At 56.6% G+C, this 13716-nt stretch carries 15 protein-coding genes, 1 pseudogene and 1 riboswitch; of the genes and pseudogenes, 10 read left to right on the forward strand and 6 right to left on the reverse strand.

Annotated features, from left to right (window positions below; genetic code table 11):
* Window positions 1-30 precede the first annotated feature (30 nt).
* The 5 genes and pseudogenes from ACRBB0_RS23855 to ACRBB0_RS23875 all read right to left on the reverse strand — a co-directional run bounded on the left by ACRBB0_RS23855 (window position 31) and on the right by ACRBB0_RS23875 (window position 4736).
* Entirely contained in the window at window positions 31-798 is a 768-nt protein-coding gene (locus ACRBB0_RS23855) for an ABC transporter ATP-binding protein (protein ID WP_431376985.1), read from the reverse strand.
* Window positions 795-1607 carry an ABC transporter permease gene (locus ACRBB0_RS23860; protein WP_431376986.1) on the reverse strand — a complete coding sequence of 271 codons (813 nt, stop codon included), beginning with the start codon at window positions 1605-1607 and terminating at the stop codon, window positions 795-797. Before ACRBB0_RS23860 ends, ACRBB0_RS23855 begins: the two co-directional genes overlap by 4 nt.
* An 88-nt stretch (window positions 1608-1695) precedes the next feature.
* A complete protein-coding gene (locus ACRBB0_RS23865) occupies window positions 1696-2763 on the reverse strand; it encodes a putative urea ABC transporter substrate-binding protein (protein WP_431376987.1) in 1068 nt (355 codons plus the stop codon).
* 93 nt (window positions 2764-2856) lie between these two features.
* Window positions 2857-2968: riboswitch (guanidine-I (ykkC/yxkD leader) on the reverse strand.
* Window positions 2969-3345: 377 nt separating this feature from the next.
* Window positions 3346-3701: pseudogene (locus ACRBB0_RS23870) on the reverse strand (IS3 family transposase); the annotation flags it as partial.
* Between the two features lie 144 nt (window positions 3702-3845).
* On the reverse strand, window positions 3846-4736 hold the full coding sequence (locus tag ACRBB0_RS23875; protein WP_431376988.1) for a LysR family transcriptional regulator: 891 nt from the start codon (window positions 4734-4736) through the stop codon (window positions 3846-3848).
* A gap of 140 nt (window positions 4737-4876) precedes the next feature.
* Here ACRBB0_RS23875 and ACRBB0_RS23880 point away from each other — a divergent pair, with 140 nt between their 5' ends.
* From ACRBB0_RS23880 to ACRBB0_RS23915, 8 genes are all read left to right on the forward strand, one after another.
* Window positions 4877-5281 (forward strand): nuclear transport factor 2 family protein, encoded by a 405-nt coding sequence (locus ACRBB0_RS23880; protein ID WP_431376989.1) that lies wholly within the window; start codon window positions 4877-4879, stop codon window positions 5279-5281.
* Window positions 5282-6016: 735 nt separating this feature from the next.
* Window positions 6017-6502, forward strand: coding sequence for a DUF4262 domain-containing protein (locus ACRBB0_RS23885; protein ID WP_431376990.1), 486 nt, complete (start codon window positions 6017-6019; stop codon window positions 6500-6502).
* A gap of 977 nt (window positions 6503-7479) precedes the next feature.
* Window positions 7480-7956: an endonuclease/exonuclease/phosphatase family protein gene (locus ACRBB0_RS23890; RefSeq protein WP_431376991.1), complete on the forward strand. Its 477-nt coding sequence runs from the start codon at window positions 7480-7482 to the stop codon at window positions 7954-7956.
* Between the two features lie 662 nt (window positions 7957-8618).
* Window positions 8619-8930 (forward strand): hypothetical protein, encoded by a 312-nt coding sequence (locus tag ACRBB0_RS23895; RefSeq protein WP_431376992.1) that lies wholly within the window; start codon window positions 8619-8621, stop codon window positions 8928-8930.
* Window positions 8927-9373: a c-type cytochrome gene (locus ACRBB0_RS23900; protein ID WP_431376993.1), complete on the forward strand. Its 447-nt coding sequence runs from the start codon at window positions 8927-8929 to the stop codon at window positions 9371-9373. The genes ACRBB0_RS23895 and ACRBB0_RS23900 overlap by 4 nt, the downstream gene beginning before the upstream one ends.
* Entirely contained in the window at window positions 9370-10677 is a 1308-nt protein-coding gene (locus ACRBB0_RS23905) for a multicopper oxidase family protein (RefSeq protein ID WP_431376994.1), read from the forward strand. Before ACRBB0_RS23900 ends, ACRBB0_RS23905 begins: the two co-directional genes overlap by 4 nt.
* The gene (locus ACRBB0_RS23910) at window positions 10677-11099 is read left to right on the forward strand and encodes a c-type cytochrome (RefSeq protein ID WP_431376995.1); all 423 of its coding nucleotides are present in this window, start codon (window positions 10677-10679) and stop codon (window positions 11097-11099) included. The genes ACRBB0_RS23905 and ACRBB0_RS23910 overlap by 1 nt, the downstream gene beginning before the upstream one ends.
* Before the next feature lie 202 nt (window positions 11100-11301).
* Complete coding sequence (locus ACRBB0_RS23915; RefSeq protein WP_431376996.1) at window positions 11302-11901, forward strand: hypothetical protein; 600 nt, start codon at window positions 11302-11304, stop codon at window positions 11899-11901.
* A gap of 16 nt (window positions 11902-11917) precedes the next feature.
* On the opposite strand, the gene ACRBB0_RS23920 is transcribed toward ACRBB0_RS23915, so the two are convergent.
* Window positions 11918-12238, reverse strand: a complete 321-nt coding sequence (locus tag ACRBB0_RS23920) for a DUF6476 family protein (RefSeq protein WP_431376997.1) — start codon at window positions 12236-12238, stop codon at window positions 11918-11920.
* Between ACRBB0_RS23920 and ACRBB0_RS23925 the strand changes: the two genes are divergently transcribed.
* Both ACRBB0_RS23925 and ACRBB0_RS23930 read left to right on the forward strand, forming a co-directional pair.
* Window positions 12237-13256: an RluA family pseudouridine synthase gene (locus ACRBB0_RS23925; protein WP_431376998.1), complete on the forward strand. Its 1020-nt coding sequence runs from the start codon at window positions 12237-12239 to the stop codon at window positions 13254-13256. The genes ACRBB0_RS23920 and ACRBB0_RS23925 overlap by 2 nt on opposite strands.
* A gap of 170 nt (window positions 13257-13426) precedes the next feature.
* On the forward strand, window positions 13427-13666 hold the full coding sequence (locus ACRBB0_RS23930; protein ID WP_431376999.1) for a DUF6525 family protein: 240 nt from the start codon (window positions 13427-13429) through the stop codon (window positions 13664-13666).
* Window positions 13667-13716 lie beyond the last annotated feature (50 nt).

The raw sequence follows: 13716 nt of genomic DNA on the forward strand, positions 1-13716 counted from the left end.
GGGGCCCAGCGGCGCGCAGAGCGGAAAAACTCAAGCGCTGGCCAAACTCGGATAGCGCTCAAGAATGCTTTGAAAAGGCATGCCGCCATCGCGGGCATCGAAATCATAGGTGACGGTCGCGCCATAGGCCCCGGGGTCATGGGGATCCCAACGGGGCTTATCAAAGACCAACACGCGGTCGCCCAGCTTGAAGGCTTCTTCCAGATCGTGACTGACCATAAAGACGGTCATATTGGTCTCGCGGCGCAGCTCCATCAGGAAGTCATGCATCTGAATACGCGTGCCCGGATCAAGAGCCCCGAAAGGTTCATCCAGCAACAGCACACGTGGCTTGGCGGCCATGGCTTGGCCAATGGCCAGACGTTGCTGCATCCCCCCCGACAAAGACGCAGGGTATTGATCGGCCACGTGGTTGAGCCCAATGCGCAAGAGCATCTCATCGGCGTCCTCCACCGCTTTGCGCCGTGCCGCACCACGCAGATACCCGAACCGCGTTTGAAACCCTGTGCCAGCGATTAAGTTTTCGCGCACCGTCAAATGCGGAAACACGGAATAGCGTTGAAACACCACGCCACGTTCCAAATTCGGCTCGACCGCGGGCGCGCCTCCGTCGATGCGAATTTCGCCACGGGTTGGGCGTTCTTGCGCCAAAAGCAGCCGCAGGAATGTGGATTTGCCACAGCCAGAGGCCCCGACGATGGAAATAAATTCGCCCTCATCGATGTCCACATTCACCCGCTCAATGATCGAGCGATCCCCGTAGGCTTGCCAAATATCCGTCACAGAAACAAAACTCATAGCCCGGCCTCCATCCATGGAAAGGCTTTGCGCGATAGGGTTTTGAGCGCCCAATCTATGAGGAAAGCCAAGAGCGTGATCCAGATCACGTAAGTGAGAATGACATCCATCGCGAGGTAACGGCGCACCAAAAAGATGCGATAGCCAAGCCCGACATTGGACGCCACGGCCTCGGCTGCGATCAGGAATAACCACGCAGAGCCAAGTGACAAACGCACGTTGGAAATCAAGCGGGGCAGGATTTGCGGCAGGGCCACACGCAAAGCGATCACAAGCGAAGAGGCTCCGATGGTCTGCGCTTTGATCAGCTGTTCCGTTGGAATGTCCAGCACACGTTGCGACAGGTCGCGGGTCATAAAGGGCGTGATACCGATGATGATCAACACCACCTTGGACAGTTCGCCCAGCCCGAAGACGATGAACAGGATGGGCAGCAAAGCCAGCGGCGGCACCATCGAAAGCACCGCGACAAAGCTCGAAAATGTTGCGCGCATAATTGGGAACAGCCCGATGGCCATGCCCACAACCAACGAGATTGCCGCAGAAATCCCAACGCCCAAGAGAAGCCGCATCAAAGAGGCACCCGTGTCTTTCCACAGCAGGATCTCTTTGGAGCGCTTGTCGGGTTCCGTGAACAGCCGCACAGCAGTGTCCCAAATGGTCGAGGGCGCAGGCAGCAGCTTGTCTTGGGGGTTGGCCGTGAGGCGAATGTCCGAGCCGATGGCATAGGCGATCAGGACAATGACAAAGGGGGCGGCGGCCAAAAACACCGCGTTGGGCCGAGAGGGTATTCGATTGATCAGTCTCATAGGGCTCCTCCGATGGGCTGAGCTTTTGAAGTGATGTCGCGAGAAGAATGGCGCGCGGGCCGTGCCGCACGCCACGCCAATGTGTGACTTACAGCGCGCCGTCTGCCGCCATCTGCATAAAGGTCGCATCAAAGCGGAACTTGATGTTGCCCGCGTCGCCCGTGGTCACGCCACCGGGGTATTCAACGCCAACGAAATCCGCACTTGGCGCGCCTTCGCCCAAGATGCCCTTGTCGAACAAGAATTCAGCCACGCTTGTCATGGTTGTGGGCAAATCAGCCGACGCGGCTTGGGCCACTGCTGCGGCTGGATCAAAGAACATTTCAGTCGCCGCCAATTGCGCTTTGTAGCCCGCAAGATCGGTGCCAGAGGCTTCGGCCATCGCGGTCAGCACCTCTTCATCACCTGCCGCCATAAGAGTCATAACTTCATACCAAGCGCCAGCAACAGCTTTGCCAAAGGCAGGGTTGTCCGCCAAGGTTTCAGTGTTCACCACCATCAGGTCCAAAATTTCGCCGGGGATTTGAGCGCTGTCAAACAGCACGTTTGCGTCGGGATTTGACCCGGTGATTTCAGACACCAGCGGGTTCCACGTCACCACCGCTTCGACGTCGCTTGTGGCATAGGCCGCGATCATATCGGCATCTGAGGTGTTGATCACACCGTCCAGATCGGCCTCTTCTAAGCCCACGGTTTCAAGCCCGCGTGCCAGCAAGTAATGCGACACAGAGAGTTCCACCAAGTTCACAGGCTTGCCTTTGAGATCGGCCAGGCCGCCTTCGCCTTTCAAGATCACCGCATCATTGCCGTTTGAATAATCACCAATGATCAAAGCGGTGGTGTCAACACCGCCGCCCGACGGAATGGACAGCGTGTCCATATTGGTCGCGGAAACCCCGTCAAAAGCGCCTGCTGTATATTGGTTGATGGATTCGACGTAATCGTTGATCTGAACGATATCGACCGTGATGCCATATTTGTCGGCCCATTTGTCCATGATGCCGCTGTCTTCCAAATAGCCCCATGGCATCCAGCCGACATAGATCGACCACGCCAATTTGAAATCTGTTTTTTCTTCGGCGGCCACAGGCAGTGCAAATGCCGATGCAAGTCCGGCTGAGAGCGCCGCAGCGGATAGAATGTTCTTGACTGTCATGACTTTCCCCGTTGTGCGTCCCGCCTGTTTTTAAACACGGCTTTCCCACGCTGGCGGAACAAGAGATGGAGCGCGGACAAAGCCTGCGCAGTAACCTCCCGGGATTTTGCCCCGCCGTGTGCCTTTGCGGATTTTGCCGCCTAGGTGGCGCTTCTCGGACCAGTCCTTGATGTTTTCATCAAGCGGAACCCTAAGCACCCTGCCTCTCAACTACAGAACGCATGCCCGCGCATTTCAACGGACTTGAACAAAATGGCACCGACCCAACGGAGTTTGCCACACAAATGAGCGCTTTTGCCGTCGGGGCGCTTAAAAACAGAGCAGTCTTGAATGTCGAGCCTGGGTTGCTGCCCCGGATTCCGCGTCGCCTCCGATGACGGCAGAAAGCCTTTTTAACCTATGCTGCGGCGGCGACGAAGGTCTGGTTCAAGTTTTAACTCGTGGTCTTGCGCTGCTGAAAGTGGACCTGTGGCGCTTTCGTGCCGTCCCAAGTGCTCGTTTAGGCGAAAGCGACGGGGCTTTTCCTGTCGAGTGCTGAGCGGCGGCGGCGAGGTGTGCAAGCGTGACCATATCAGACCGCTATCTGCAACTGGCAGGGCGGTTTCTGAAAGCCCGTAATCCGCGCGCGCTAACCTCCGTAACATGACACGTGCGCTCCGTTGGAAACTGATTTCGGTGTTCCTCCACAAACCTGAACATCACAGCTTTAAGCTCGCGAAGAACACCGTGGTCTTTTGGGGATGTCCGGCTCCTTCTTGGCCAGCTCTAAATCCTCTTTTGACAGCACATATGTGTCTCGATGCGCTGTAATCCATTTGTTCAGCGCCGACATTCTGACATCCCGACACCCAGATCGTCAGCGACCTGGGTGTCGGCCCACCGGTCAACGCAATCCGCACAGCATCTTGGCGAAATTCGTCCGTCCGGTTCAGTCCCATAGCTCGTCTCCTCTGTTGCAGTAAATGCGATCAAAGGTGCGGTATCAAACCGCGACAGGTCCAGTAGCTAGCTCTATTTTACGAGTGCTTTGCTAAAAGGGAAAACGGTGGATTCGCTCGGGCCAGCCGCTTTTTGCGCAACACCTATGCGAAGCACGAAAGAGTTCCTCGCACATCGTCGTAGAGATGGTCTGCGATGAGTCGGACCCTTGGTGCCAAGCGAATATCGGCATGCATGACGAGGTATAGTGGCTGAGCTGGAAACGAAGCAGTGTCCGACAACTCGATCAGTTCGGGGAGCTTGGCCGCGAAAAACCGCGGTAGTATTGCGATCCCCATTCCGGAGCTAGCGGCGTTTATTAGGGCAACCATATCGTTGCTCAGTAGCCCGATACGCGCCCCCTCCAAACTAACCTTGTTTCTAAGCCATTGGCCCTGCGAACGTTGGGCATCGGGATCCTCGAATCCTAGGTATACCCGGTCGTGCGGTGGGCGCTGGATGTGATCCTCACAGCCATAGAAGCCGTAATCAACTGATGCGACATGTCGAATTACTAGATCGGGACCAGTGACAGTGCCAAGACGGAGCGCGATGTCTGCTTCGGCCTTATCGAGGTCGCTCCTCCGAGTTGTTCCGATGAGCATTGGCCTAATACCTGGATGGATGGCTACGAGGGGGGCGAGCGCAGGCGCGACGAGATGCGACAATACAAGAGGCGGCGCAGAGACCCGCACGTCCCCACTGAGGCCGTCGACGCCCGCTGCAGCGCGGGTCAGCGCGGCGACTTCGTTCTCCACGGCCTCTACCCGAGAGATCAGATGCTCGCCTTCGGAGGTTGGCCGCCACCCGCGAGGCAGGCGGTCGAACAAGCGAAGCCCCAAGGCGTCCTCTAAGCCACTGATGCGGCGAGATACGGTCGAGTGCTCTACACCAAGCATGCGGGCGGCTCCCATCAGACTACCTGCGCGCGAAAGGGCGAGGAAATACCGGAGGTCATCCCATCCTAATCCGTCAATTCGGTCGTTCATGCACATATACCGTCGAAAAATACCTAGTTCCGTGCGCAAATTATCGGAGGGATAAGCTCCTGACACAAGTAAAATTCGGCAAGTGCAGTCCGTTGCGTTGAACGCCTTTGGCACTCTTGACCGAGCTACAAAGGAGAAGAAAATCCATGACACAAACCGCCGTAGAACTCACGCAATCATTCTTAGGAGCGATCTTCTCGGGTGCGATGGAGGCTGCCATAGCTCTCACGTCACCCGAGGCCGTCTTCGTCTCAACAAACCCGCATAGCAACTCAGGCAACCCGATGCACGGAACCTTCGTTGGTCATGAGGGCGCACAGGCCTTCTTCGGAGGCTTCGCAGATGTTCTTGAGCCTGGCGACTTCGAAATCACGGCCGCTTTCGGCGACGACAGGCACGCAGCGCTCTACGGCAAACTCAAACATTCGGTGCGCGCGACCGGCAAACCCTTTGTCAGTGACTGGGCTTTGATCACCCGATTCAAAGATGGAAAACTCATCCTTTACCACTTTTACGAAGATACCGAGGCGCTCGCTGAAGCCATGCGGTGAACTTAGTCTTCGCTGACTGCGACGATGGGGGATAGATCGAAGTTCGGAGCTGCCAGAAACGCATCTTCGGAAATTGCCAAAATGGATCAAAAGTTCATACATTTCGATGCCACCATCCCTTGGCAAAACAGATTGGAGTTTGCCAAGGGTTAGAAGAGCAAACATTGGTGTCCAGGGCAGTATTTGACACAAGCGGGCTCTCAGTTGCTTTCCGGCGGTGCGGCAGGGCTTCGGCAGCGAAATCATATGTGGACCCCGCTACCCAGTGACCGTCCTCAGCCCTTCCAAGTCGTTCGTACAGAGCGCAGCATTGACCCCAACATGGATAGGGGGGCGGAAAGCGGTAGTTCGCGGCAGTTGCAAAGGTAGCACTTCGCCCAGGTTAAAGCGGCCATTCAAGCCCTATCGGAGCGGATCCCACTTACTGCGCCGTGCATCAAGGTCTGCCATGCGCAGATAACGGAGTTTGCAAAGCCGGGCTATCACCCTGACAACCCAACACCGACACGCTGCAACGCCGCGTTGAAACCGGTCATTGGTGGGCTTTGCAGCGAGAATCTGGGATGGATGACGGCTGAGCGGGACAAAACGGTCTTCCATGTCAGGTACCTGAAGGTCTGGTTGGAGGGCTCACGCAGCTCGGCAACGAGCGGTCCTAAGAATTGACAAGTCTGCATATCTTCTGCCAGTCTGGTAGAGCTATTGCTAAGCGCCTATGGGAGCTTTGGAGAACACTTGAAAACTGCACTTGATGTAGATGATGCGTTGCTGGACGCAGACGAAAGAAGCTTCGTTGAAAACGTTCGCACACATGGATGGTTTGGGACACACGTGTTCGAGGACGCTAATGGACTGGGGTTTTCATATACAACGGGCTTTTGGCACAAATTCGCCTTTCCCGAATTGATACTTTTTGCGCTGCCCAAAGAGGTGTCACACGAAATATTCTGGAACTTTTTTAGGGATTTGGAAGCCGAAAAAAGGTTCGTACCGAATGAGCCAATATCCGAAGTTTTGAATGGCTATGATGTGATAATTAGAGAAGTCGAGTCTGATCACTTCCCGGAATACTTGGGATGGAACCGTTGGTTCTATGGTGGCGACAACTTCAATGCGTGCCAAGTTTTCTTTCCGGACAAATTCGGTAGGTTCCCATGGTCTGAAGACACCTCGCCGGAATTCAGCCAACTGCAACCAAATCTTGCGGCTCAAGCAGAATAAGAATTACCTTACCCGGGTTTTGCTGATCCCGTCGGAGAACACGCAATCGGCACAGCGCCCTTCCGGCCAAAGCCGCCGTTCGCGCAACCTGCAGCATCCAGTGAGATGGGCTCCAAGCGGCCTTGCGGCGGTGCAGCGCAAGGTTTCCGCCCAAGATGCGCTGTCACTGCAACACCGGATGACGGGAGACAGCCCAAAGGAGACATCCAACGGGTGTTAGCCATGCTGTGATCGCTCACGCGTTGCCGACATTCACTGCACCAGCGAGCTTGGTGCCTTGGAGAGCTATGAAAATGGGAATTTTCTCTCTAAGGCTGTTTTGCGAGTGACAAGGCAGCTACGCTTCAAATTAATAGTTTTAAGCAAATTTTTTCCCGAGGAAATCGTTAGATGCCTAATAATTTCCGACTTGCGACGTTCAACATCGAAAACCTTTTCACACGACATGATTAAAATGCGTTCCTCCAAGGCCCAAATAGCCGTGGTGCTCGGTTCTTAGCTCCAATTGCTCAGTTCCTCGCTGAGTACGGAGACGGAGACCTTAACGACTTCCAGGATTTTCGACGACTAATCCAAACCGCGTCAATTTCACAGGATGATGACAAGCGCCAACACACGGCACTCGCGCTCGGGCAGTTGAACGCTGATGTGGTTGCGTTTCAAGACGTGGACAATTTTGGCGCGTTAGAGCGGTTCCTGTCTGCATACTATGCCAAGCTCGGCGAAAAGGGATATGGGCACGCCGTTTTGCACGAAGGCAATGATATGCGAGGCATTGACGTCGCCATTGCTACTCACGCTGATTGGCCGATATATACACGATCGCACGTCGATCTGACCCCTGCGTGGTTAGACGATACAGAGTCTGGTGTCGGCCTCCTTGCCTCAAAATTAGGGGGCAAAGCGTCTACAAATCTAGGGGCACCTCAGTCTTTTATTGCCACTTTAAATCTATGGGCGGCGGAAGAGATGCGAGTATGGGAATGCGTCAGCTGGAAGCCATCGCTGTGCGTGAAATCATAAATCGAAAGTTTGAGGCTCCAAGCGAAGCCCTGTGGTGTATCGTTGGGGATCTGAACGACGACAAGCAAGTGATTAAAGTCAAGAAACGTCTCGACGAGGAGGGCAGACAGGTCGAAGACGTTGAAGGGCCGAATGAATCCGGGGTCGACCCGCTTCTAAATGATGGATTTGGCGACAACCTCGTCACTCTTTTGCCGGAGTCGAATAGGTGGACACACGACTACGCAGGCGAGAAGCACAAGACACAACTTGACGACATCATTGCTTCCCCGGCTCTCGCCGAGACGATTGTAGGACTTCCTGAAATTGTAAGTTCCGGGATGCCGTTCCGAGTCCCAAATTCGGATGATATTCCTCGTTTTCCTCGCATTGGTTGGGATAGACCAAAGGCCTCGGACCACTGCCCGCTGGTAGTGGAGTTTCGGATTTAGAAAATTGCTTAACTAAGTTGATCTGATGCGGTCAGTGACGGCCGTATCTCACCTTATGCAACACGCGTTTCGGTAACCTCGGGGAGGTGCACGATAGCCTCGGCCAGTGCAAGGAACGGGGGCAGGTTTGCAGAGACATGAAAGGGAGAGGTCCTTCTCTCTGAGGGCGTTCCCTCGCCAATGGGCAGGCCTGTGTGACAGCGTGTGTGACAGCGTGTGTGACAGCGAAGCCCCCTTGTGTCTGCAATCTGCAGTCGGCACACTGCGGGAATGTGGGCTATTCGGAACATATTTTGCTTTGCGGCAATCTTGGGGGCGGTTCTGATCTGGGTGGGGGCGATGCCCTCCGCTTTGACGGATGCCGCCGACCCGATGGCAGGCGCGATGCATTCAAGCCCTTGTCCTCCGCCTTGTTCGGATCACAGCGACACATCAGACCATGCCTCTGGGGCGTCTTGTGAGGTTTGCGTGACCTGTCTCGCGCTTCGGGACGCGTTTCTGAATGAGGTCGTACAGCCGGTCTTTGCATGTCTTGACGTACCTATTCGGACGGCCGTGCGGCTCAGGGACGCCTTGCTTGGATTTGATCCGCCGCCTCCGCGTTTGTGAACGTGAGCGCCCCAGTTGCGGGCTATCATTCTTTACAGACCACAGGAAACGATATGACCAGAACTTTTGTTTATCCCGGTGCGAGCGTCGCGGCCGGCACCGGTGCTTGGGCGATATTCGCCTCGGGTTCCGAACCCCCTGAACCAAAACGTGCTGCGGGACAGGGGGCGCAGGGCGGGGGCCGAAACGGTGGCGCGCGCGCGTTGGTTCACAAGACTTGCGACCCGGCGCATTATGGGGGCGAATTCATTCAACGCGCGGTTGCGGGCAGGCGCGTCACTGGAGTTTCGGTAGAAGGCCCCGGATCGACGGGCGCGACGGACAAGACGCCAATAGCCTCACTTAAAACGGAGACCTCACAATGAACCTCACCAAGAAAAACATCTGCGTGGCCGTTTTGCTCGCCAGCTTCGGGTCCGTTGCATTGGCGCATGGCGGCGTAAAGAACGCGGCGGTTATGGCCCGCATGGAGGCGATGAAATCCATCGGTGACGCCATGAAAGTCATGGGTGGCATGGCAAAGGGGGCGACCGCCTTTGATGCGACCACGGCGCGTGCTGCCGCAGCTGATGTGGCAAGGTTTGCCGCACAAACCCCCGCTCTGTTTAAGGCCCCCGAAAGCGACCCAAAGACCGAGGCCTTGCCGGAGATTTGGGAGCGCTTTGACGATTTCACTGCCAAGGCGGAACAGACTGAAAGCCTGGCGCTGGCATTATCAAGAACCCTGGAAACGCCGGAGGATTTGAACAAGGGGCTGATGCAGCTGGGCGGATCCTGCAAGGCTTGCCACAAGGTGTATCGCAAATGATTGGGACACCTCTGACCCGCCGTCGTTTGCTGACCTGTGGCGGGGCGGCCTTGGCCCTGCCTCGCTTTGCCCTTGCCGCCCCCATGGTTCTCAGAGCGGAACCTGTGAGCGCGCAAATCTTGCTGGAAGGGGATGGCGTAACAGCAATGCTGGGCCTGAATGGCACAACGCCCGGCCCGGAATTGCGTGTCAATCAAGGGGCGCGACTGGACTTAGATTTCGAAAATCGGATCGGTGCGGACAGCGCGCTGCACTGGCACGGGATTCGCATCGACAACGCTATGGATGGCGTACCGGGTATGACGCAGGATGCGGTCCCCGATGGGGGGCGGTTCCAATATTCCTTTGTCGCGCCTGATGCGGGCACATTTTGGTACCATTCGCACAGCCGCTCGTGGGAGCAGGTGGAGCAGGGGCTTTATGGGCCTTTGATCGTTGAGGAGGCCAACCCACCGCAGGTCGATCATGACGTGACCGTGTTGATCGACGATTGGCGGCTCGAGGAAGACGGCACCTTGATGGGAGGATTTGGCAATATGCATGATTTCGCCCATGCCGGGCGACTTGGTAACTTTGCCAGGGCGATGCCATCTGTTGCGGTGGTCCGTCGGGGCGACCGCCTTCGTTTGCGGTTGATCAATGTGGCCACGGCGCGGGTCTTTCCTGTGACGTTGTCAGGTGCTCAGGGCAAAGTGGTGGCATTGGACGGCATGCCGCTGGCCGCCCCGCGCGACATCACTGAGATTGTGCTTGCCCCCGCGCAGCGTATGGATCTGATCGTCGATGTCACTGACACGCTGCGCTTTGACTTTCCAACACGCGAGGAGCCCTATGAGCTTGGGCGCATTGGCATCGCGGGAGAAAACCCGGCCCCGATAGGCGGCGAGATATCCGCTTTGCCGGAGGCCAATGTGACCGCGCCGGGGGCCTTGGATCACGACCTGGTCCTGACCATGGAAGGCGGTGCCATGGGTGGCGCGCATGCCGGAGAGGGGATCTGGGCCTTGAACGGCCATTCTGGTCTGCCTGACGCGCCCTTTGCGCGCTTCCAAAGGGGAGAGACCGCGCGGATTCGGTTGATCAATGACACGGCTTTTGCGCATGGAATGCATCTGCACGGACACCATTTCCACGAAGTGACAACAGAGGGAGAGATCGGCGACTTTCGCGATACAACTTTGATCAACCGCGGCGAAACCCGCGATATCCTCTGTGTGTTTGATAATCCCGGCAAATGGCTGTTGCATTGCCATATGTTGGGGCATCAGGCATCGGGGATGAAAACCTGGGTGGAGGTCATGTGATGCGATATGTGTTCGGTCTCGTGATGGTCGCCTCGGCGTCCTATGCCAGTCACGAATTTGACGGGCGTGACATTGTTTCCGGTGCTGCGCTGTATGCGGAACACTGTGCGAGTTGCCATGGCGTTGATCTTGAGGGGCAGCCCGATTGGCGGGTTGCGGATGCTGATGGGGTGCTGCCCGCGCCACCCCATGACGAAACGGGCCATACATGGCACCATTCCAGCCAGCATCTGTTCGACTACACCAAGCTGGGCGGTCAAGAGGCGTTGACCCGCATGGGGGTGCAAGGCTTTACCAGCGGCATGCCCGGTTTTGCAGAGACGCTCAGTGACGGTGAGATTTGGCAGATCCTCGCTTTTATCGCGTCGACCTGGCCAAAGCGTCAAGCCGAGGTTCAGGCAGGGCGAAACCCTAAACACTAGAAACGCCCTGCGACGCGTCGAGGAAAACCGACGCGTCGCCCCTGTCGGTATCGCCAGCGAGCTGGTCTCGATTGGTTCAGACCAGTGGTGGTGTGAGGGGAGGGCGTGTGGGTTGAATGGTAATGTGTATTTTGCACATTTTGTTGACTTGCGGGACTGCATGTGAGATGTGTTAATTGCACATTTTTTGAGGGCAGCAATGATGAAATCTGTTTTACTGTGTTCCGGCTTTTTGTTAGCGGCCTGTTCGATGGATATCCAAGGCACCTCTGGGAAGGCTTATTTGGCGTCTGATCAGCCAGGGAATTCACCCATCGCCGCCGCAAATTATGAACCCGAGTTACATTTTCCCGCCCGGATCGGCCTTGTGCGGCTGGTACACGGCGCGATGACCTTGATGCCAGAGCGGGAACGGCTGTTGTTTGCCGGAACGGATATGAGCGCATTGGGCGAGGTGGTGACGCTTGGGCCACTGGAGGCTCAACTTTTTAAAACGGGCAGGTTTTGGGCAACTCAGGACAACATCCGCGCTTTGGCGGCATCGCGGCATTTAGATTTTGTCTTGGTGGTTCAGCTTGATCCCGAACACAACAGCGCTGAGGCTGTTTTTCTAGATGTCAGAAGCGGTTACCCCTATGCGAGCCTAGAGAGCATCCGTCCTGGCCGGGGGAGGACAAACTTATGGGGCAACCGAATGCGCAACCAAAACCGGATCAACGCAGCCAATTATCGGCTGGTTGAGCACATACGCCCAAAGCTTGGCGAGATGTTCCAAGAATTGGCGAAACAGGCCGCCAACTAGTCGCTGTGCGGGGCCGTTATGGCCGGGTTTCTATCTGCAACGTTTGACGCAGATCGCCGGTGGCGCGATCAAAAATCAGGATCTGATTGGCCTCGGTCACAACCGCGTACCAATCCGCGCCTTGGGTATAGGCGGTGGCATGGGCACCCGAGGGCAGTGTGATCACCTCTGGCAGAGGGGCGCGGGCATTGCTATAGCGGTGCCAAATCAAGCCGAGGATGGAGATGATCCCGGCAATCATAACGCCCGTCAGGACCGTCACCAACAGCCGCAAGAACCGCAGTTGGGGTGGTTCGGGCAGATTTTCGCCTGTGTTATCGCCTTGGGGGGTGTCCATGACCAACCTATCTATCACCATTTCGGCCAATCCGCCGTCGCGTCTTGATAAAGCTTTGGCGCGCGATGTGCCAGAGGAGGCCGCGCTGTCGCGTACCCGCTTGGCGCGTTTGATCTCAGAAGGTGCTGTGACGCGCGGTGGTGTGGTCTTGGACAATGCCAAGATGCAGGTTGCAGAAGGTGATGAGATTGACATCGCTGTGCCTGAGCCGGTGAATTACGACGTGGTGGCACAAGACATTCCGCTTGAGATCGTTTGGGAAGATGAAGACCTATGCGTGGTCAACAAACCGGCGGGCATGGTCGTGCATCCGGCACCGGGCACGCCGGATGGGACATTGGTGAATGCCTTGTTGCATCATTTTGGCGGCGCATTGTCCGGTGTTGGCGGTGAGAAACGCCCTGGTATCGTGCACCGAATTGACAAGGATACCAGCGGGTTGCTGGTGGTTGCTAAGTCAGACCGCGCCCATCATGGCTTGGCCAAACAGTTTGAGAAACACACGGCGCAGCGGGCGTATTTGGCGATTGTATATGGGGTGCCTGACCCCGCGGATCCGCGGTTGCGCGGCACCAAGGGCGTGTCTGCGGGCGGAAGCGGTGACATTACCATCACGAGCGGGTTGGCACGGCACAAGACCGAGCGACAAAGGCAAGCGGCGTTTTTCGACGGGCAGGGGCGCCATGCGATTACCCATGCGCGGGTGCTGGAGCGGTTTGGATCGCCTGAGACTTTGTCCTTGGTGGAGTGCCGGTTAGAGACCGGGCGGACCCATCAAATTCGGGTGCATATGACGCATGCGGGCCATTCTTTGATAGGCGATCCGGTTTATGGCGGGCGGCGCAAAGTGTCGGCGAAATCGATCTCCCCCGAAGCGCTGGCGGCTGTGTCGGCGTTTGACCGGCAGGCGCTTCATGCGCGTGAATTGGGGTTTGAGCACCCTGTCAGCGGCGAGGCCCTGCTGTTTCAGGCGGAAATTCCCGACGATATGGCCGAGCTTTTGGCGCTGTTGCGCTAAAGGCTGCGCGGGCCGGGCGGCGATTTTTCGGCGAAAAATCAATCAGCACAGAGCAGTTCCCCGGATCGCGGGGGGCGGTTCATTTTGGATAGTGGCAACTTGAACATGGAATTCGGATTGTATATCGACCCGTTCTGTAATGATATAACATATTGCTATTCGGAGCGGCCATGTCAGGAAATTTGGGACAGACTGTCTTGCGCAAATCGCGCCGAGGTCGGGATAAGATGCGGGCATTTGATGCTTTGCCGCCTGAGCTTCGGCACTGGATGACGGCTGCGGCTCTGCCGTGGTCGGCAGGGTCTTGTTTGAAAATCTGGGGCAGATCGGCCTCCGTGTCTGAGGCCCTAAACCGGCTAGATCGGGCCGAGCAGACCTTGTTGCAAGCGGAAAAACGGCGGAATTCCTGACTGTTAGGGCAGCGCCGCGGGCTGTAGAGTTACTTGTAACAGAGTGCACC

The organism is Pelagimonas sp. (genome assembly GCF_050633425.1).
Lineage (GTDB): Bacteria > Pseudomonadota > Alphaproteobacteria > Rhodobacterales > Rhodobacteraceae > Pelagimonas.